This window comes from Acinetobacter sp. TG2027, assembly GCF_000302435.1.
GTDB classification, from domain to species: domain Bacteria; phylum Pseudomonadota; class Gammaproteobacteria; order Pseudomonadales; family Moraxellaceae; genus Acinetobacter; species Acinetobacter pittii.
The window spans coordinates 43,259-62,513 of record NZ_AMJN01000040.1; the positions used below are offsets into that span (position 1 = coordinate 43,259).

A 19,255-nucleotide genomic window follows, 5' to 3' on the forward strand; every position below is an offset into this window, starting at 1 on the left:
AATTTATTATAAAATATGGTCATTCAAGTGAGGAAGGAGCTTTCAATGCCACGTAAAAAAGAGGTCGTTAGTGGGAATTTCGTTAAATACGATGCGGTAGTTCTCGGTTCTGGACCTGCAGGTGAAGGCGCGGCAATGAAGCTTGCAAAAGCGGGTAAGCGTGTTGCAATTGTAGATGTGCGTGATCAACTGGGTGGTAACTGTGCACACGTAGGTACCATTCCAAGTAAAGCATTACGTCAAACAGTTTCTAGTATTATTCGCTATCAGCGCGATCCAATGTTTCAAAAAGTAGGTGAATGGAAACAGTTCACCATGAAACAGGTTTTGCGTAATGCACACAAAGTAATTCAACAACAGGTTGATACGCATACACGTTTTTATGATCGCAATAAAATCGGTGTATTCCACGGCCGTGCATATATTCAAGATAAAAATACAGTTTTAGTTTTTAGCCATGAAGGCATTAAAGAAACAATTATCTGTAAGCAAATCGTGATTGCTACAGGTAGTCGTCCTTATCATCCGCAAGGTTTAGACTTTGATCATCCTCGCGTATTCGATTCGGACAAAATCCTTGATCTTGATTATTCAATTCAAAAAATCATTATTTACGGCGCAGGTGTTATTGGCTGTGAATATGCCTCAATCTTTATTGGTCTAGATCATAAAGTTGACTTGATCAATACTCAGCAAAAACTATTAAGCTATCTAGATGATGAAATTGCTGATGCTTTGTCTTATCATTTACGTGAACAAGGTGTGTTAATTCGTCACAATGAGCAAATGGATCATCTTGAAACGTTTGATGACCATGTTGTTTTACACTTACAAAGTGGTAAAAAGATTAAAGCCGATGCGATTCTTTGGTGTAACGGCCGTTCAGGTAACACAGAAGGCTTAGGTCTTGAAAATGTTGGCTTAGTACCAAATAACCGTGGTCAACTTTCAGTAAATGATCAATATCAAACTGAAGTTGAAAATATATATGCTGCTGGTGACGTGATTGGTTGGCCATCACTTGCTTCTGCTGCTTATGACCAAGGGCGCTGTGCTGGCGCAAACATGAGTGGTGAAGATGCGAAGCCAGTACGTGATATCCCAACAGGTATCTATACCATTCCAGAAATCTCATCAATTGGTAAAAATGAACAGGAATTAACGGAAGAGAAAATTCCGTATGAAGTAGGTCAGGCTTCTTTCCGTCATTTGGCTCGTGCACAAATTACTGGTGACACAGTGGGTGAGTTAAAAATTCTTTTCCACCGTGACACTATGGAAATTTTAGGTATTCACTGTTTTGGTAATAACGCTGCCGAAATTATCCACATTGGGCAAGCAGTTATGCACAGCCCAAATAATACCTTGAAATATTTCGTTGAAACGACATTTAACTATCCAACAATGGCTGAAGCATATCGTGTAGCTGCGCTTAATGGTATGAATCGTTTGTTTTGATTTTAAATAAGTTTTTCATAAAAAAGCCCGCAAACTTGCGGGCTTTTTTATTTTCATTAGACCATAGGTTTTTTATATTTTTATGACAATTTGCAGTATGCGTCTGGCTGTCTATATCTCTAGTGGGCACAAAATGCTTGATTGAAATATACAAACAAATCAGGAGTTTGTTTCCATAAAATGATTGAACAGGCCAGCAGAGTAATCACGAGCAAAGTCATAATTGTTTTCAAAAGTAAGGTATTATGCGTCATGAATAACAGCCTCCTCATTTACAAAGAAATGTACGATTACCCCTAATATACTCAAAGCTATTGAACATAGCCAAATCGCATTGTAATTACCTGTTAAGTCATGGTTAACACCGCCAAGCCAGCCGCCAAAGAAAGAACCGACTTGATGGGTGAAAAACACAATACCACTTAACATTGAAAGGTATTTAACACCAAACATATTTGCCACGATGCCGTTGGTAAGTGGAACTGTAGAGAGCCATAAAAGTCCCATAATGACGCCAAAAGCATATACCGTATAAGTGCTTAGAGGTAATAGTAAAAAGGCGATGATTGCGATGCCGCGGCTACCGTAAAGTGCCATTAATAATTTAGGTTTTGAGAATCGATCTCCCAGCCAACCCGCCCCATAAGTTCCCCCAATATTAAATAGTCCTACTAATGCCAGAAACACAGTTCCTGTAGCTGCATCAAAGCCATGATCGATTAAATAGCCCGGCAGATGAACGCCTAAAAAGACCACCTGAAACCCACAGACTAAAAAGCCTAAAGCTAACCACCAGAATGGCTTATGTTTTCTAGCAATATTCAGTACTTGTTTAAATGTGGGCTGTGGTTCAGCAATTGCTTTTGGCGTTTGATTGCTTGGTCCTTTTAGCATCCACGCTAGGGGAATAATAAGAGCAATTAATAGTGCACTCACCATCAAAGCTGACGACCATCCTACCGTTTTAAGCAAGAGAAGGGTGGAAGGTAACATAATAAACTGACCAAAAGAGCCTGCTGCACTGGCAATACCCATTGCCATACTTCTTTTTTCTGGAGGGGCAGCTCGGCCTACTGCACTCAGTAAAACCGTAAAAGAGGTTGCTGATAAAGCTAAACCAATAATAAGACCTAAGCTTAAATTCAAAATGAGTACACTTGAACTAAAAGCCATTAAAAGTAGGCCTAGGGTATAAAGTAAACCACCAACAGCAACCACAACTTTACTGCCATATTTATCTGCAATTGCACCGGTAAAAGGCTGAACAGCTCCCCAGATCAGGTTCTGCATGGCTATCGCAAGACTAAAAACATGCTGTCCCCAGCCAAATTCATGGCTCATGGGTACAAGGTAGAGACCGAAACCATGACGGACACCTAATGAAAGGGCCAAAATAATTGCACTGCCAATCAGCATATAGATGAGGGACTGAGAAAATTGGTTGCCAGTTTTAGTCATGATTAATGGAAAATTATAATAATGATGATTTATTGTAGAAGATATATCGAAAAATATCGATATAGTTAGAGGGAATATTTAAGAAGAATTAAAAAGTTCTTAAGGATCGTATTTTATGAGAAGGAAATTAAAGAAGCAGACACCATTTTGATCTCTGCTTCTTGTAAAAATTATGCTGCGGAATTACGTTCAAGTAATGCTTGTTCAAAAAGTACTTGTTCTTTTTCTTTATGTTCAGTCGTGAAGCGAATTAGAATTACGCTACAGCCAGCGACTATAACCAACCCACCTAAAATAAATAGACAAGTTTGAATATCGAGTACACCTTTTAATAAGAAACCAGCTGCAACTGCACCAACATTACCACCTGCACCAATAATGCCTGCAACACCACCTAATGCATTACGATCAATAAATGGTACAAGAGCATATGTCGCGCCACAAGCCATGTGAGTAAACAGGGCAAAAATCGTCATAGAAATAATTGCAAGAGCTATCACATTCATTTGAGAGAAAAGAATTAAGAATAAACCTTCACCTAAAATCATGAGTACTAGTACTTTAGTACGGCCATCTAAACCTTTTTTGAGTGCGACTTTATCGGAAATAATACCGCCAAGTGCACGAGCAAAGAGTGCAAGAAGACCAAATATCCCCGCGGTTAAACCAGCAGTTTTTAAATCCATTTTGAAGTGATCAACATAGTACATTGCTGCAACGTTATGGATAAAAATTTCAATACCGAAACATGCACCGTAAGCCACAAATAAAATCCAGACACGGTAGTTACGAGCAGCTTGCATCAAAATTGCCATGCCACCTTTTTTACCACTGCCAACTTCAATACCTTGTGCGCGGACTTCTTTGAAGTTTCCTTGAGGACAGTCTTGGGTGAGTTTCCAATAAAGAATACCAACAATGACCATCATTACGCCTGGTACGATTAATGCAACACGCCAACCCATAGTTTGTTCGACACCGAACATGACAATTGCACCAAGTAATAAAGGCATTAGAGCTTGGGTTGCACCGCCACCAGCATTACCCCAACCAGCTGCTGCCGCATTTGCTGTACCTACAACATTAGGTGCAAACATAACGCTTGTATGATATTGCGTAATAACAAAGCTTGCGCCAATTGCACCAATCAGTAAGCGGAAGAATAAAAAAGACTCATAACTGTTAGCAGCAGCAACGCCAAATACAGGAATACTGCCAAGCAAGAGAAGGGCTGTATAGGTAATCCTCGGGCCATATTTATCACAAAGCGGACCGACAACGAGTCGTACTAAAATCGTAATTGCAACGGCGGCAATATTGATATTGGCAATTTGATCTTTGGTTAAGCCGAACTCACCTTTAATAACCGGCATGAGTGGTGCGCAAGCAAACCATGCGAAGAAGCACACAAAGAATGCGAGCCAAGTCATGTGAAAAGCGCGCATTGCAGGAGTAGAAAAGCTAAATAATTTTATTTCAGTTGCTTTTTTTGCATCTGGATTGATATTTGAAGACATACGCCGTCCCTCTGAACTGAACGAAATTTTAATTTGCATGGCAATTTATTGCCTATCTGCAGACCGATCAGAGCGGACATCGTTGGCCGTCTTGGTTTATTCATTGAATCATCGTTGACTCATCATGCTGTAAATAAAGCAAGGGTCGTGCCAAAAAATTATTTTTACTAAAAAGGAAAAATTACTTTCTAATTCTATTGGGTTAGTTTATTAAAAATAAAATTAATTAAAAAACAGAAATAAATCAGTAAATGCTCATAAGAGAGGAAGGCGGTAAATTTTTTCAATCGGCTTTATAAAAGTGCTCATTTTTTTAGCATTTTGATTTAAAAAGAAGCAAAATGTGGAAAAAAGAAAGCTATATAAACATGCATAAGTTTTTATAGCTTTGGGTGACATAAAAATTAGAAGCGATAACCAATACCGGCATAACCTAAAATTGGATTAATTTCGATATCCGCTTTTGCATTAATTAATTCACCATATTTGGCATCATTGACTGTAATGGTCGTATCCGTTTTTAAGTGAGCGTAAGAGACAGAACCAACCGCATACCATTTGTCATTGAAGTCATAGGTGAAACCCAAAGTTGCTACGGGCGCAATTGCGTCAGATGCCTCAAGGTCTACTTTAGGATCACCAGAACTTTTTTTACGATCAAGAGCAGCCCCAGCTTTACCATCTTTAATATTCACAATCATATGACCTGCATTGATTAAATCATTTTCAATTTCAGGATTCATTTCCAGTTCACTGAAATAGGCATACATCACACCTAGTCCAACATAAGGCCTAAACTTATTTACGCCAGTCTTGCCAAAATGGTACTGAAGTTCAAAAGCTGGTGTCCAGGCACGAGCTGATGCAGCACTTCCATGGGCTTCAAGATCGGTAATAAAAATATTATTTTTAAGCGGTAGGTCTCCGACAATTACACCTAAATCTTCTGGAGTGGCTGTACCGGTAAGAGGGGCATAGATTTTACCTTTACCTTGTAGATCGACTTTAGGCGGAATGCCAGCTTTCACTTCTAATGAAACATTATCTGTAAAGAAATAACTTGTCATTAAACCTAGTGTTGTTACATCATCAGCTTCAAGACCAGTACCAGGATTATCCCAAGAGGAGAGGCCATTAATTACTGCAGAGCCTGCGGTATCTGCTCTTAGATACTGAGCTCCGTCATCACCTTTATAAGATACGATACCAGGCAACCCTAGGTTAAGAAGTGTATTTCTCTCGAAATCTAATACACCTTTGAGTAATGCCTTTTTAGCTGTTGCATTTGGTTGTGATTCATCAATGGAATTTAATACTGAATCACCTTTTACATCTCCTACTCTTGTTTTTGTTCCTTCTGCGATTGCAGTATTTACATGTAAAGGCTGAGCTTTTCCTGTTGGTTTGACATATAAAGGACCAGCAGAGACAGAAAAACGTTTGAAGCCATCGCCATCTTTAAAACTAAAATATGGTGAAGCGGCATAAGTGAATGTTGGCAGAGCAAAAAAGGCAGCTGTCATACAAAATAATGACTTTTTCATCATAAAAGGACTCCATGTCCGACATTTGTTTACTGATTTTTATTGAGCCCACCATACCTTGTTTTATTGAATAGATTGTGTATTAAAAATTAATAATTGTAATTTTTTTGAAATATTTGTTTATATTTAGAAAGGTTTATTAATAAAAAGTACATAATAAATAATAAAAGGCTACACAAAGTAGCCTTTTATTTAAGTTTTTTAAATTATTGGTTGAAGCGAGATAAGTCTTCTTCAGGACGAGCAGTTAAGACTTCAATGCCTGTTTGGGTAACTAAAATAGTATGTTCATACTGAGCTGAAAGTTTATGGTCTTTGGTTACGACAGTCCATTTGTCACCTAACAATTTAGTTTGCCATACGCCAGCATTTACCATAGGTTCAATCGTAAAAGTCATACCTGCTTCTAAACGCATACCTGTACCAGCTTGACCATAATGGAGTACTTGAGGTTCATCATGGAAAACAGTTCCAATACCGTGACCACAATATTCGCGTACTACACTAAAACGTTCTGATTCGACATACTTTTGGATTGCGTGGCCGATATCACCTAAATATGAACCATCTCTAACAGTTGCCATTCCACGATACATCGCTTCTTGAGCAACTTTGCATAGACGGCTGGCTAAAATAGAAGTTTCACCACCAACGACATACATCATGTTGGTATCGCCGTGGTAACCATCTTTAATGACAGTGACATCAATATTAAGGATGTCACCATTTTTTAAAATTTTATTTTCAGAGGGAATACCATGACAGACAACATGGTTAACCGAAGTACAAATAGAGTGTTGAAAAGCAGGGCGCCCAGGAGCTCCACCATAGCCTACACATGCAGGAATAGCATGTTGCACATTTTCAATGTGATTACGACAAATGGTATCAAGTTCAAGTGTACTTACACCTGCCTTAATATGGGGCTTGATCATCTCTAGAACTTCAGCCGCCAGTCGTCCTGCAATGCGCATTTTTTCAATTTCATCTGGAGTTTTGATTAATCGACGTGGAGCTGTATAAGTACTGTTCATGATCTCTAAAAACTTTTGGTAATTTACAAGTGTCTATGGTATAAATAGCCGCCCATTTTATCAAATGCTTTTCGTGAATATCTTTTACGAACAATTTTGATAGATGGAGTAAAAAATCCGCACATATATCGTCACATTACTCTGGGTGCCTGTAAAAAGGTGGAGAATGCGGATATATGGAGGCCTAACCCAACTTTTAAGGTAAAGAAAATGGCAGATTACAACGTAAGCATGCGCGACCTTCTTCAAGCAGGTGCGCACTTTGGTCACCAAACTCGTTTCTGGAACCCAAAAATGCGTCAATACATTTTTGGCGCGCGCAACAAAATTCACATCATCAACCTTGAACACACTGTTCCTGCGTTAAATGATGCTTTGAACTTCGCTAACCAATTAGCAAGCAAAAAGAACAAAGTTTTGTTCGTTGGTACAAAACGTGCTGCTTCTAACATCATCCGTGAACAAGCTCAACGCGCTGGTCAACCATATGTAGATCACCGTTGGTTAGGTGGTATGTTGACGAACTGGAAAACACTTCGCCAATCTATCAACCGTTTAAAAGATCTTCAAACTCAATCTCAAGATGGTACTTTTGCTAAACTTACTAAACGTGAAGCTTTAGAACGTGCTCGTGAGATGGAAAAACTTGAGCGCTCTTTAGGCGGCGTTAAAAACATGGGTGGTTTACCTGACGCATTATTTGTAATCGACGTTGATCACGAAGCGATTGCAATCAAAGAAGCGAAGAACTTAGGTATTCCTGTTATCGGTATCGTTGATACAAACTCTAACCCAGACAACGTTGATTATGTTATTCCTGGTAACGATGATGCGATCCGTGCAGTAACTCTATATGCTTCAGCTATGGCTGACGCAATTCTTGCTGGTAAAGAATACGCTCAATCTCAAGCGAACGCTCAAGCAAAAGGCGATGACGCTGCGAAAGACGCTTCTGAGGCTTAATGCGTTTTGACGCAGGCTTGTCATTTTTGCGACATGTAATGGTGGCAAATTAAGCGTCGAGAGTGCAAACGGCCCAGAGTTTCTTTGGGCCGTTTTTGTTGAAAAGATTTATTTTCTACCGATTTTAGGAGATCAACATGACTGCAATTACTGCAAGCATGGTAAAAGAATTACGTGACCGTACTGGTCTTGCAATGATGGAATGCAAAAAAGCATTAACAGAAGCGAACGGTGACATCGAGCTTGCTATTGATAACCTTCGTAAATCTGGTCAAGCTAAAGCTGCTAAAAAAGCTGGTAACATTGCTGCTGACGGTGCAATCACAATCGTTCAAGAAGGCAACAAAGCAATTTTAGTTGAAGTTAACTGTCAAACTGACTTCGTTGCTAAAGACGAAAACTTCTCTAACTTCTCTAAAGCTGTTGCTACTGCTGCTTTAGCTGCTGGTGAAACTGATGCTGCTAAAATCGCTGAATTAAAATTAGCAGACGGTCAATCAGTTGAAGAAGCTCGTATTGCACTTGTTCAAAAAATCGGTGAAAACATCCAAGTTCGTCGCGCGAAAATCGTTGAAGGCGAAAACTTGGCTATCTACAAACACGGTTTAAAAATCGGTGTTGTAGTTTCTTATACTGGTGATGCTGATACTGGTAAAGGTATTGCAATGCACGTTGCTGCATTCAACCCAGTAGCTGTAAATGCTGAAGCTGTTCCTGCTGACCTTATCGCTAAAGAAAAAGAAATTGCTGAAGCGAAAGCGTTAGAATCTGGTAAGCCAGCTAACATCGTTGAGAAAATGGTAACTGGTTCAGTTGATAAATACTTGAACGAAGTTGCTCTTGATCGTCAAATGTATGTAATCGACAACGACAAGAAAGTTGCTGATGTATTAAAAGCAACTGGTACTACTGTTGCTGAATTCGTACGTTTCGAAGTTGGTGAAGGTATTGAGAAGAAAGCAGAACTTAGCTTCGCTGAAGAAGTTGCTGCTGCTCAAGCTGCTGCGAAGTAATTCGTATCACAATAAAAAAAGCCCCATTGGGGCTTTTTTTATCTCAGGTAAAATAAGGGTATACAATGACAAATAAAAAAAATCTCAGTATTGGTGGTGTCATTATTTTATTGATTGCTGCTTATTTTGGTCTGGATTTATCTGGGCAAAAGCAAAGTCAATCACCATCATCAACTATACTCTCAGCTCAGCGTAATGAAACTACACTTTCAAATAATGGGGTGGACACTGTAAAAGCTGCTTATGAGCAGAGACAAAGTAATGTTCAAGTGCAGGGAAGTGGTCGAGTCAAAGCAATTTTAAGAGATGATAATGATGGGTCAAGACACCAGAAATTCATTCTAGTATTAAAAAATGGTCTTTCAATTTTGGTTGCACATAATATCGATTTGGCACCTAAAATTTCTAATCTAAATAAAGGTGACATCGTTGAGTTTTATGGCGAATATGAATACAACCCAAAAGGTGGTGTACTACATTGGACTCATCACGATCCACAAGGTCGTCATGAAAGTGGATGGCTTAAACATGACGGACAGATTTATCAATAAAGCTCACGTGAACGTTTAATCAGATTATTTTCATAGAGCAATTTTGTTCTATTCAGTTTATTAAAACGTGCTATGGTTTTTTTATTGAATAGATGAGACGTATTTATGCAGCGGGAGCAAGCCGATTATCTGCATGTGCGAGAGTTGGGCGGTTTAGAGTTACTAAAAGCACATTATCACCAAACACAATTTTCAAAGCATACTCATGAAGGGTACTGTATTGGTGTGATTGAAGAGGGAGCACAGTCTTTTTTTAGGACAGGACAGCTACATGTAGCTCCTAAAGGCGATATTATTTTAGTCAATGCTGACGAGATCCATACTGGTTCATCGGCTGTTGAGTCGGGGTGGCGTTATCGAGCGATCTATCCAACACCTGAAATGTTAGCAGAAGTTAGCCAAGATTTTTTTGAAAATTCACATGGCGCACCATGGTTTCCTCAAGCCGTGATTCGCGACCTAGGTTTGGCTCAACAGCTTTGCTTACTTTTTGATTTATTAGAACAAAAAGATAATTTTCTACTCAAAGAAACGATGTATTTAACAACTTTAGCTTGTCTTATGAAGAGACATGGTAAATCAAATCATACTTTTTGTGAGTTACCAGAAGCATATTCAAAAATATTAAGAGTTAAAGAATTACTCGTAGAAATGCCTGAAACAAACTTTTCTTTACAAGATTTGGCTGATATGGTCGGCTTGAGCGCTTGGCATTTCTTAAGGCAATTTAAAAAATATGTAGGTCTGCCACCTCACGCTTGGCTTGTACAAGCACGTTTACAAAAAGCAAGACAGTTATTAAAACAGGGGGACCAAATTGCCATGGTGGCACAACAATGTGGTTTTTCTGACCAAAGCCATTTTAATCGTCACTTTAAAAAAGCAATGGGCGTCACACCCACTCAATATGTAGCAAGTTTGAACATATAAATAAATTAGTTCTAAAGCAATTTTATCCAATATAAGTCGGCACTCATCAAGCATGGTATAGAGATGTTTCTTATATTGGATTTTATATATGAATATTCAGCTTAATCAGCCAGTTGGGTTTTCAAAAAATAAGCCATCCTATTTATTTTTACGTGGTGCAATGGATATTTTGCCATTTTCAATTTCTGTTATTCCGTGGGCAATCTTAGCGGGATCTATGGCAATTCATGCAGGATTATCTTTCTATAAAGCACTAGCAATGTCTGGACTCGTCTTTGCTGGAGCTGCTCAATTTGTTAGTTTAAGCATGGCTATGGAAGGTGCATCTGTTTTTACAATTTATTTGACTATTTTCTTTTTAACGGCTCAGCACTTTATTTATGCATTAACTTTAAGAAATGACATTTCTATTTTGTCCCTACCTAAACGATTGAGTTTAGGTTTTTTATTAACAGATGAATTGTTTGCGGTGAGTGCTCCATTTGAAAAAAGAAGTTCGGAATATCTGTTGGGAGCAGGACTGTGTTTTTATTTATTTTGGGTTGCTTTTAGTTTGGTGGGAATACTGCTGGCGACAGTGATACCTGATCTTTTAAATTACCATTTGGATTTTTCGATCGTTGCTATTTTTATTGCTATGATTGTGCCGTTATGTAAAGGATTTCCGGTCATAGCTGGGGTGCTAACAACTTGTTTAAGTGGGTTTTTATTTAAATTTTATCAAATTGAGGGTGCGATTTTACTTTCAGGATTAATGGGGATGTTAATTGCTGTTTTAACTGAAAAAATAGGTAAGGAGCAATAATATGTCTTGGTTTATGATTTTAGGCTTGGCAGCAATCGTCTTTTTTAATCGCTATTATTTTTTAGAACCTCACGTAAAAATTAAACTGCCGCTTATTCTGAATAAGATGCTTAACTATTCTGCACCTTGTTTGTTAACTGCAATTTGTATTCCAGTTATTTTTTTCGATGGTAATCATTTAAGAGGCGTGATAAATAATCCTTATATTTATGCAGCAATTTTTTGTATTGTGATTGCTATGTACCTAAAAAAAGTTCTTTTAAGTGTGATAGCAAGTTTAGGATTTTTTTATTTTATAAATTTTCTAATAAATTACTAACATGCAAAAGCTGAATCGAAAGGATTCAGCTTTAAGTTAATCTTTAAGCAAGAGCTTGTTTTTGTCTGCTTTTCCATTTAGGTAAGATTTTTGAGAGATAAGCATCCATACACCAAACTGGTCCAATTAGTAGGAATTGTAAATCTTTAAAGAACGAGGGCTTTTTGCCTTCGACTTTATGTCCGTAAAATTGTCCAACCCAAGCAATCACAAAAATAGCGATATAAAACCCGACTCCTACAGGTAGGGTATAAATGAGCCATGCCATAACAACAAGTAAAGCAGCCATTGCCACAGCAAGTACAAGATCTAAACGTGCATAAAATACTAAGGTCAACACAAGTAATAAAGCAGTAAGCAATGTGCTGAAATGTGCAATGATTCCAATAATAGAAAATAAAATGGCGGGAACGCAAAGCCAGTGAATTTGTTTATTGGTTGGATTTTGATGACTTTCGCTATATTCATCAAACCATTCAGTAATGGATTTCATTAGTAGCACACTCCTTGTTTTAACTTTGATTTATTTTTTGTGAGTATATTTTAGCCTGTTCTTGAGGATCTCGACAAGAAACTAACACTATTCAACTATAGGGAGCGTTATATTAAAAAACCTAAGAAAGGGCAAACGAAAAAATAATGTGACTGTGCTTGGAAAGGTGATCAATTCGACCACAATAATGGGGCAATTTTTCATAATATTTTTTCTGTGTTGCTAGATGATGAAATCATCTAAAAAAGCGTAATTTTGAGATTGATGGGAAAATTGTATGAAAAAGCTCTACTCATCTACTCTAAAAACGCCATAAATAGCCTTTATTTTGGAAAAATGGTACTAGGGTAGCGTAAATTTAAAAAAGACGCTCTAAACGCAAATTAGACGTAAAATTAACTGGTATTAAATAACCATAGTTTTTTGTTTAAAAAATATTCAAATTTAGAGCTGGATAAGGGTCAAAAAAAAGAGGATTTTTTAACTTTACGTTAGGAATTATTTTGATAACCTAAAATATAAAAAAGCCGCAGAAAAAATTGCGGCTTTTTACATGAACTCGAGAGGCTATAACTTATGAAGTTGGGCCATCAACACGCTCAATATTTACTTTAGCTGTACCAGCATTGGTAATACCAAGACGTTTAGCTGCACCGTATGATAGGTCAAGTACACGGTTGCCATGGAAAGGACCACGGTCATTTACTTTTACAACTACACTTTTACCATTGTCTTTATTCGTTACTCGAATGTAACAGTTCAACGGTAGGCTACGGTGAGCAGCAGTTAAAGCATTCATGTCGAATGTTTCACCACTTGCTGTTTTACGACCATGGAATTGGCGGCCATACCAAGATGCCATACCAGTTTGGCTAAACTTACGAACAGTGTTTGAAGCTACTGTGTTAAGTTTTTCAATCACTGAAGGCTCATCTTCAGGGATTTCAATTTTTGCTGCGATAGCTTGACGACGGATTTGATCGCCAGAACGTTCAGTGATTGAAAGACTGTTAATGTTAGAAAAACGAGAATTAAAGTTTTGAGTATCTTTACTCAATACACGTGCTGCTAGATTAGGACCATCTACATCACTGTTTAATGATGATGACTGCACCATTTCAGCGTGCAGTGGGGCCATACTTAAACTAGCCGTCAGTGCAAGAACGTATTTCAGCGATAACTGCATTTGTATAAACTCCTGAGAACATGTACTTTTTTCTTTCAGCCATTGACTGAAATTTAAAGTGAACATGCCTTATTATTCACTTTTGCAATTGCTATATTGGGGTGGATAATATTCATCGGTTACGGAGAGTGTCTAGTCTTTAACGAGAAATCTTTACAAAAAGGGCAAAAACTTACAGTTTTAGATTAAAAAATAATCAACAATGTAACAAGTTATTAAAAATGTATGTATTGTGATCTATTTAACAAAAATATTTATTGACTTTTACATAAAGCATAAAAAAGCTAGCCTATCGGCTAGCTACTTCGGTGCCTAATAACCATACAGCAGTAGCGTACATGCGGCTCTTGTTATAAGTCGTAATCACTTGAAAATTCGGGTAAGTTAAATAGTAAATTGGTCCATTATAGTCTTGTAATTGAATAACATTCACCATATCGAGATCATCAATTTTAACTACAGGATTCAATGGAGAAATACCGAGTGTCTTTAATGCACCATAAGGAAAAGGTTGCGTTAAATCTTTAGCAATAATACTTTCTGGATTTGACCCAGTGTAACGAGCCATAAACCCGATCGGTTGATCGCGTTGCCAACCTTGTTTTGCTAAGTAGTTTGCAATTGATCCAATGGCATCTTCTGCTGAGTTTCTTAAGTCGATATGTCCATTACCGTCATAATCCACCCCATATTTACTAATATTGCTTGGCATAAATTGTGGATAGCCAATCGCACCTGCATAGGAACCAACAATACTATTTGTTGGGTAGCCTTCTTTATAAGTCCAAGCAATAAGAGCAGCTAGCTCATCACCAAAATATTCAGCACGGCGAGGGTAGCCAAAAGCAAGGGTAGCTAAAGCATCACGTGTAATAAAAGAACCTTTATTTGCGCCATAACCTGTTTCAACGCCCAAAATACCTAAAATGACAGCTTGAGATACGCCATATTGTTGTTCTGCGCGATTTAACGCATCTGCATATTGATTTTTAAAACGGACACCACGTTGAATTGTGCCTTCAACCAAAAACATAGAGCGATAATCATACCAAGGCTTACTTTCACCCGGACGAGTCATAATATTTAGAATGTTTAGTAAATTTTTTGCGCCACTCATGGCTGCATCGACTTGATCGCTACTTAAGCCATAAGCATTCATCGTTTTTTGTTTAAAATTCAAATAATCAGGATGTGTTGCAAAATCGTTGGCCTGAGCGAAATGACTTGTACTGATTAAGCCAGTACACAAAGCGAGCATTTTTAAAGTTTTATTTAAGTGTTGAGACAACATATCGTTTTAAAATTCCAGATTATCGATGTGTATGAATGGACATGACTAAACCAAAGGTGGCCATTAAAGTAATAATAGCTGTTCCGCCATAACTCATAAAAGGTAAAGGAACACCTACTACAGGTAAAATACCACTGACCATTCCCGCATTTACAAATACATAAACAAAAAAAGACAAACCAAAGGCGCCAGCAACTAAACGTCCATAGTTATGGAAGCTTTGTAAACCGATCTGGAATGTTCTAAAAATAATGGCAAAATAAAGGATTACTAAAATAAGTACACCGATGAGTCCAAATTCTTCGGAATATGCAGCAATAATAAAGTCAGTATGTCCTTCGGGTAAAAAGTGTAAGTGAGATTGGGTTCCTTCAAGGAAACCTTTACCTGAAAAACCACCAGAACCAATTGCAGTTTTAGATTGAATAATATTCCAACCCGTACCGAGTGCGTCTGCCTCGGGGTCAAGTAGAGTTAAAACCCTTTGGCGTTGATAGTCGTGTAAAAGAAATTCCCACGCAATTGGAATTACGATTGCTGCACATGCGGCAGCTGCACCAATCATCCGCCATGATAGTCCACTTAAAAATAAGACAAATATACCGCTTGCTAATACTAAAAGTGATGTCCCTAAATCAGGTTGTTCTGCAATCAGTAAAAAGGGAATACCAATTAACATTAAAGATAAAATAACTTGTGAAAAACTAGGGGGAAGAGGTTTTCTTGCTAAAAACCATGCAATCATCATCGGCATGCCGATTTTCATGAACTCACTGGGTTGGACACTTCCGAAACCGGGAATATCAATCCAGCGCTGAGCACCCATTCGGACTTCACCGAATACCATAACTGCCACAAGCGAAAATAGGCCAAACAAATAAAAGTAGGGGGAAAACGCTTGATAGACCTTAGGCGGAATTTGGGCTAGACCAAACATCACTAAAAAGCCAATACCAAAACTCATGGCTTGTTTACTGACCAGACCTACATCCTGCGCCGAAGCACTATATAGTACAGTTAAACCTAATAGCGCATTTAATAGCAAAAATAGACATAACCATGGGTCAATGTGGAGTTGTTGCCACCTTGATGGTTGCATAGCGGTGCTAAGACCATCTCGAGGAGCTTGGCGTAAAAACTTATATTGTGGGCTAGGAGACATGCGGCGTTAACTAGGTCAATCAGTGCTTGGCGCATGCTAACATAAACCTGATTAATGGCAATGTATATCAATATTTTGCAATAAAAAAACCTAGCTCTCGCTAGGTTTCCGATAGGCTATTTTTTATTAGTTAAAGAATAGACTTTCGTGATATTCAGCCATCGCTTTTAGTTCAGTGCGATTTAAGCTAGGGATGAGTTTGTCGATCGCAATATGAACTGCTTTTGTTACAGCTGCCGCACCAATATCAGCTGCTTTACGCTTGATCATGCCAAGGTCTAATGTCTTATTAAAATCAGACATAAAATGTTTAACCATAGCATCTCCAAACTGTTTATACAGTTCAGCCAATGCAGCTTTATTGATATCGTTACCCGCTTTAAGCTCAGTGAAGTTATGCTGAAGATTAGTCACTAAACTAGGATCTAGAGTTAAACCTACTTTATATTGACCTTGTGGATCTTTAAATAAGCTTTGTTCAGAGAACTCTACCGACTGTTTAACAACATCGTTTGGCGCTTTGCTTAACAATTGTTTTAAAAGAACAGCGACTGTTGATTTGACATAGCCTGCTAGTTTTTCGGCAGTATCGCGCTTTTCACTTGCAGGGAAGTGCTGAACTAACTGAATTAAGACATTATCAATAATCTCTTCATTAAGTTGTAAAGCAATCTTATCGCGAAGTGGATATAAAGGCTCACTAGAATTTTTGTTCGCAATTCCAGTTTGTATATCGTTCAATAAGCCTTCAGAAGGGGTAAAACCAAAAAACGGCATGGTGTATCCTCAAATTATTCGTTTTATTGTCGTGCCAATCGAATCGGTTTTGGCATCCATGAAAGATCCGATACTCGGCAAGGGTTAATATCAAGTCCGCCGCGACGAGTATAAGTTGCATAAACCATCAGCTTTTCAGGCTGCAAATTTTGCCAAATATCAGCAAAAATCTGCTCGACACACTGTTCGTGAAAGCCGTTATGCTGACGGTACGAGATAATATAAGCTAAAACACTACGATAACAAGGTTTTTTGCCCTTAAAACGGATAAAAACTGTACCCCAATCAGGTTGTCCCGTGACTGGGCAGTTACTTCTTAAAAGATGAGAATACAGTTCAATTTCGACTTCTTCATCAGACGCATCTCGTTTTAAAAGAGTCGCATCTGGATGTTGCTCTAAACGCTCTGGATCTAAGTCATCAATACAAATGCCTTGAGGTTTAGAAATGTCTAAATCATCTACTTGAAATAACGTTAACTCAACTTTTGCACCTGCCGCAGCAGATAGATCTTTTTCAACCGTTTCAATAAATGACTGTTTAGAGTCAAACTGAGTGAAGTTAAGGCTATTGAAGTAAAGTTTTAATGACTTTGATTCAATCAAATTTGGTGAAGAAGCTGGCAGTGTAATTCTGCCAATAGCAACTTGCGGGATGGCATGAGCGTTTAACCATGAAATTTCAAAAACATGCCACCAATCTTTACCTTGCGTAATACCTTCAATATGCGAGTAGGCTTCACGAGACTGAGCACGAGCAATTGGAAATAAAACATCAGGTTGATAGTTAGTTGGATATTGAGTTTCTTTACCCAATAAAGACTGTTCGACACTCATTCACGCATTCCTGAACCACGAGCAAGTAAATAGTAAGCAATTCCGTAAAGTACAGCACAGCATAATGTCACAATGATTAAAGAGAACGTAACGTTCACGTCACTATGACCTAAAATGCCGAAACGGAAAGCGTTAACCATATACACAATAGGATTAATTAAAGAAAGTTTTTGCCAAAAAGGGCCAAGTGCACTAATGGCATAGAACACACCACCTAAATAGGTTAAAGGTGTAAGGACAAAGGTTGGAATAATAGAAATATCATCAAATGATTTTGCATAGACTGCATTAATGAAGCCGCCTAAGGAAAATAAAACAGATGTAATTAAGACTGTATATATAGTTACGAACCAGTTATGTATAAAAAGGTCTGTAAAGAACATACTCATTGTCGTCACAATTGCTCCGACCAATACACCACGGCAAATACCACCAATGACATAGCCCCACAAAATAATATGTAGTGGTACGGGACTCATAATCAGTTCTTCAATGCTCTTTTGGAATTTCACACTAAAGAAACTTGAAGATACGTTAGCATAACTGTTGGTAATAACTGCCATCATGATGAGGCCGGGCACAATAAACTGCATATAGCTCACGCCGCCCATTTGTCCAATGCGCGAACCAACCAAATTACCAAAAATAACAAAGTACAAACTCATCGTGATCGCAGGTGGTAATAAGGTTTGTGGCCAAATACGTAGAAATCGGCGTACTTCTTTACGAACTAGAGTCCAGAGGGCAATTTGCAGTTGGCTAAAATTCATTTTGCCTCTCCTTCAAGATTTTTCTCGACCATTTTGACGAATAGCTCTTCTAGACGGTTCGATTTGTTTCGCATACTACGAACACGAATACCTTGTGATTCTAAAAGTTGGAATAAGTCATTTAATGTATGTGCCTTATCCATCGTCACTTCTAAAGTGCTGCTATCAATTAAGTTGAACTTCACACCAATAATATTTAACTGGAGTGGGGCAATAGGTTCTGCCAAATCGAAAATAAAAGACTCTTCACTCAGCTGGTTTAAGAAACTTTTCATGCTGGTGTCTTCTTTAATGACACCGCGGTCAATGATAGCAATTTGACGACACAACATTTCTGCTTCTTCGAGATAATGTGTAGTCAAAATAATAGAAGTACCGCTTTCGTTCATTTCGGTTAGAAAATCCCACATAGAGCGGCGTAATTCAATATCAACACCCGCAGTGGGCTCATCTAAAATAAGAAGTTTAGGTTCATGCATCATGGCACGTGCAATCATGAGTCGGCGCTTCATACCACCTGATAGCATACGTGCTTGTATATTGCGTTTTTCCCAGAGGCCTAGCTTTTCTAAATAATATTCGGCACGTTTTTCTGCAATCTTTTTATGAATGCCGTAATAGCCAGCTTGGGTGACTAAAATATCGAACGCTTTTTCAAACTGTCCAAAGTTAAATTCTTGAGGGACAACGCCAAGTTGTTGTTTTGCCAAGGATGGATGAGTGTCGAGATTATGTCCAAAAATCTCAACTGTTCCTTCGGTTTTTTTCGTGAGGGAACTGATAATACCAATGGTTGTTGATTTGCCGGCACCATTTGGGCCTAACAACGCATAAAATTCACCTTCAGGCACAGTGAGGTTAATACCTTTTAACGCCTGAAAACCATTACGATATGTTTTGGACAAATCTCTTAAAACCAAAGCATCAGTCATGAAATTCTCACATTATGAAAGAGGGGTATATTTTGAGCGATAATGATTAATAAACCAAGTAAAATAGTCGGAATTTTATAAAATTGAGATAAATTTATGAAGTTATTATATATAAACTGGTGCGCCCGGCGGGGATCGAACCCACGACCCCAGGCTTCGGAAACCTGTACTCTATCCAACTGAGCTACGAGCGCACATGTGTGGGCCACATCATAG

Annotated in this window: 19 protein-coding genes and 1 tRNA gene; 7 read left to right on the forward strand and 13 right to left on the reverse strand. The window is 38.2% G+C overall.

Annotated elements, in window-relative coordinates:
• Positions 1 to 45: 45 nt before the first annotated feature.
• The gene (gene sthA, locus B806_RS0109825; protein WP_002118117.1) at positions 46 to 1,458 is read left to right on the forward strand and encodes a Si-specific NAD(P)(+) transhydrogenase; all 1,413 of its coding nucleotides are present in this window, start codon (positions 46 to 48) and stop codon (positions 1,456 to 1,458) included.
• Between the two features lie 243 nt (positions 1,459 to 1,701).
• Here the strand turns inward: sthA and B806_RS0109835 are convergent, their stop codons facing one another.
• The 4 genes from B806_RS0109835 to map form a co-directional block, all read right to left on the reverse strand.
• On the reverse strand, positions 1,702 to 2,916 hold the full coding sequence (locus B806_RS0109835) for an MFS transporter (protein ID WP_017386548.1): 1,215 nt from the start codon (positions 2,914 to 2,916) through the stop codon (positions 1,702 to 1,704).
• Positions 2,917 to 3,086: 170 nt separating this feature from the next.
• Positions 3,087 to 4,433 (reverse strand): MFS transporter, encoded by a 1,347-nt coding sequence (locus B806_RS0109840; RefSeq protein WP_017386547.1) that lies wholly within the window; start codon positions 4,431 to 4,433, stop codon positions 3,087 to 3,089.
• Between the two features lie 404 nt (positions 4,434 to 4,837).
• Entirely contained in the window at positions 4,838 to 5,980 is a 1,143-nt protein-coding gene (locus tag B806_RS0109845) for an OmpW family outer membrane protein (RefSeq protein WP_002118130.1), read from the reverse strand.
• A 203-nt stretch (positions 5,981 to 6,183) separates the two neighbouring features.
• Positions 6,184 to 7,011 (reverse strand): type I methionyl aminopeptidase, encoded by an 828-nt coding sequence (gene map / locus B806_RS0109850; protein ID WP_005068204.1) that lies wholly within the window; start codon positions 7,009 to 7,011, stop codon positions 6,184 to 6,186.
• A gap of 210 nt (positions 7,012 to 7,221) precedes the next feature.
• Between map and rpsB the strand changes: the two genes are divergently transcribed.
• The 6 genes from rpsB to B806_RS0109880 all read left to right on the forward strand — a co-directional run bounded on the left by rpsB (position 7,222) and on the right by B806_RS0109880 (position 11,592).
• Positions 7,222 to 7,974 (forward strand): 30S ribosomal protein S2, encoded by a 753-nt coding sequence (rpsB, locus tag B806_RS0109855; RefSeq protein WP_002118204.1) that lies wholly within the window; start codon positions 7,222 to 7,224, stop codon positions 7,972 to 7,974.
• 137 nt (positions 7,975 to 8,111) lie between these two features.
• On the forward strand, positions 8,112 to 8,987 hold the full coding sequence (gene tsf / locus B806_RS0109860) for a translation elongation factor Ts (RefSeq protein ID WP_002118238.1): 876 nt from the start codon (positions 8,112 to 8,114) through the stop codon (positions 8,985 to 8,987).
• 65 nt (positions 8,988 to 9,052) lie between these two features.
• On the forward strand, positions 9,053 to 9,538 hold the full coding sequence (locus B806_RS0109865) for a DUF3465 domain-containing protein (protein WP_017386546.1): 486 nt from the start codon (positions 9,053 to 9,055) through the stop codon (positions 9,536 to 9,538).
• A gap of 105 nt (positions 9,539 to 9,643) precedes the next feature.
• Positions 9,644 to 10,468: an AraC family transcriptional regulator gene (locus tag B806_RS0109870; RefSeq protein ID WP_017386545.1), complete on the forward strand. Its 825-nt coding sequence runs from the start codon at positions 9,644 to 9,646 to the stop codon at positions 10,466 to 10,468.
• A gap of 88 nt (positions 10,469 to 10,556) precedes the next feature.
• A complete protein-coding gene (locus B806_RS0109875) occupies positions 10,557 to 11,273 on the forward strand; it encodes an AzlC family ABC transporter permease (protein WP_017402967.1) in 717 nt (238 codons plus the stop codon).
• Between the two features lies 1 nt (position 11,274).
• Entirely contained in the window at positions 11,275 to 11,592 is a 318-nt protein-coding gene (locus tag B806_RS0109880) for an AzlD domain-containing protein (protein ID WP_017386543.1), read from the forward strand.
• Between the two features lie 43 nt (positions 11,593 to 11,635).
• Here the strand turns inward: B806_RS0109880 and B806_RS0109885 are convergent, their stop codons facing one another.
• The 9 genes from B806_RS0109885 to B806_RS0109925 all read right to left on the reverse strand — a co-directional run bounded on the left by B806_RS0109885 (position 11,636) and on the right by B806_RS0109925 (position 19,233).
• Complete coding sequence (locus tag B806_RS0109885; RefSeq protein ID WP_002118194.1) at positions 11,636 to 12,085, reverse strand: Mpo1-like protein; 450 nt, start codon at positions 12,083 to 12,085, stop codon at positions 11,636 to 11,638.
• A gap of 574 nt (positions 12,086 to 12,659) precedes the next feature.
• Positions 12,660 to 13,271 carry a septal ring lytic transglycosylase RlpA family protein gene (locus tag B806_RS0109890; RefSeq protein WP_002118141.1) on the reverse strand — a complete coding sequence of 204 codons (612 nt, stop codon included), beginning with the start codon at positions 13,269 to 13,271 and terminating at the stop codon, positions 12,660 to 12,662.
• 289 nt (positions 13,272 to 13,560) lie between these two features.
• On the reverse strand, positions 13,561 to 14,562 hold the full coding sequence (gene mltB, locus B806_RS0109895) for a lytic murein transglycosylase B (RefSeq protein ID WP_017386542.1): 1,002 nt from the start codon (positions 14,560 to 14,562) through the stop codon (positions 13,561 to 13,563).
• A 19-nt stretch (positions 14,563 to 14,581) separates the two neighbouring features.
• Positions 14,582 to 15,724 carry a rod shape-determining protein RodA gene (gene rodA, locus B806_RS0109900; RefSeq protein WP_017386541.1) on the reverse strand — a complete coding sequence of 381 codons (1,143 nt, stop codon included), beginning with the start codon at positions 15,722 to 15,724 and terminating at the stop codon, positions 14,582 to 14,584.
• A gap of 126 nt (positions 15,725 to 15,850) precedes the next feature.
• Entirely contained in the window at positions 15,851 to 16,501 is a 651-nt protein-coding gene (locus B806_RS0109905) for a hypothetical protein (RefSeq protein ID WP_017386540.1), read from the reverse strand.
• A gap of 23 nt (positions 16,502 to 16,524) precedes the next feature.
• Complete coding sequence (gene queF, locus B806_RS0109910) at positions 16,525 to 17,337, reverse strand: NADPH-dependent 7-cyano-7-deazaguanine reductase QueF (RefSeq protein ID WP_017386539.1); 813 nt, start codon at positions 17,335 to 17,337, stop codon at positions 16,525 to 16,527.
• Positions 17,334 to 18,107, reverse strand: coding sequence for an ABC transporter permease (locus tag B806_RS0109915; RefSeq protein WP_002118099.1), 774 nt, complete (start codon positions 18,105 to 18,107; stop codon positions 17,334 to 17,336). Before B806_RS0109915 ends, queF begins: the two co-directional genes overlap by 4 nt.
• Positions 18,104 to 19,039 carry an ATP-binding cassette domain-containing protein gene (locus B806_RS0109920; protein ID WP_017402968.1) on the reverse strand — a complete coding sequence of 312 codons (936 nt, stop codon included), beginning with the start codon at positions 19,037 to 19,039 and terminating at the stop codon, positions 18,104 to 18,106. Before B806_RS0109920 ends, B806_RS0109915 begins: the two co-directional genes overlap by 4 nt.
• A 117-nt stretch (positions 19,040 to 19,156) precedes the next feature.
• A tRNA-Arg gene (locus B806_RS0109925) sits at positions 19,157 to 19,233 on the reverse strand.
• Positions 19,234 to 19,255: the final 22 nt, after the last annotated feature.

Coding starts and splice junctions, on each gene's coding strand:
- sthA (WP_002118117.1), top strand. CDS start 46: ATGCCACGTAAAAAAGAGGTCGTTAGTGGGAATTTCGTTAAATACGAT.
- B806_RS0109835 (WP_017386548.1), bottom strand. CDS start 2,916: ATGACTAAAACTGGCAACCAATTTTCTCAGTCCCTCATCTATATGCTG.
- B806_RS0109840 (WP_017386547.1), bottom strand. CDS start 4,433: ATGTCTTCAAATATCAATCCAGATGCAAAAAAAGCAACTGAAATAAAA.
- B806_RS0109845 (WP_002118130.1), bottom strand. CDS start 5,980: ATGATGAAAAAGTCATTATTTTGTATGACAGCTGCCTTTTTTGCTCTG.
- map (WP_005068204.1), bottom strand. CDS start 7,011: ATGAACAGTACTTATACAGCTCCACGTCGATTAATCAAAACTCCAGAT.
- rpsB (WP_002118204.1), top strand. CDS start 7,222: ATGGCAGATTACAACGTAAGCATGCGCGACCTTCTTCAAGCAGGTGCG.
- tsf (WP_002118238.1), top strand. CDS start 8,112: ATGACTGCAATTACTGCAAGCATGGTAAAAGAATTACGTGACCGTACT.
- B806_RS0109865 (WP_017386546.1), top strand. CDS start 9,053: ATGACAAATAAAAAAAATCTCAGTATTGGTGGTGTCATTATTTTATTG.
- B806_RS0109870 (WP_017386545.1), top strand. CDS start 9,644: ATGCAGCGGGAGCAAGCCGATTATCTGCATGTGCGAGAGTTGGGCGGT.
- B806_RS0109875 (WP_017402967.1), top strand. CDS start 10,557: ATGAATATTCAGCTTAATCAGCCAGTTGGGTTTTCAAAAAATAAGCCA.
- B806_RS0109880 (WP_017386543.1), top strand. CDS start 11,275: ATGTCTTGGTTTATGATTTTAGGCTTGGCAGCAATCGTCTTTTTTAAT.
- B806_RS0109885 (WP_002118194.1), bottom strand. CDS start 12,085: ATGAAATCCATTACTGAATGGTTTGATGAATATAGCGAAAGTCATCAA.
- B806_RS0109890 (WP_002118141.1), bottom strand. CDS start 13,271: ATGCAGTTATCGCTGAAATACGTTCTTGCACTGACGGCTAGTTTAAGT.
- mltB (WP_017386542.1), bottom strand. CDS start 14,562: ATGTTGTCTCAACACTTAAATAAAACTTTAAAAATGCTCGCTTTGTGT.
- rodA (WP_017386541.1), bottom strand. CDS start 15,724: ATGTCTCCTAGCCCACAATATAAGTTTTTACGCCAAGCTCCTCGAGAT.
- B806_RS0109905 (WP_017386540.1), bottom strand. CDS start 16,501: ATGCCGTTTTTTGGTTTTACCCCTTCTGAAGGCTTATTGAACGATATA.
- queF (WP_017386539.1), bottom strand. CDS start 17,337: ATGAGTGTCGAACAGTCTTTATTGGGTAAAGAAACTCAATATCCAACT.
- B806_RS0109915 (WP_002118099.1), bottom strand. CDS start 18,107: ATGAATTTTAGCCAACTGCAAATTGCCCTCTGGACTCTAGTTCGTAAA.
- B806_RS0109920 (WP_017402968.1), bottom strand. CDS start 19,039: ATGACTGATGCTTTGGTTTTAAGAGATTTGTCCAAAACATATCGTAAT.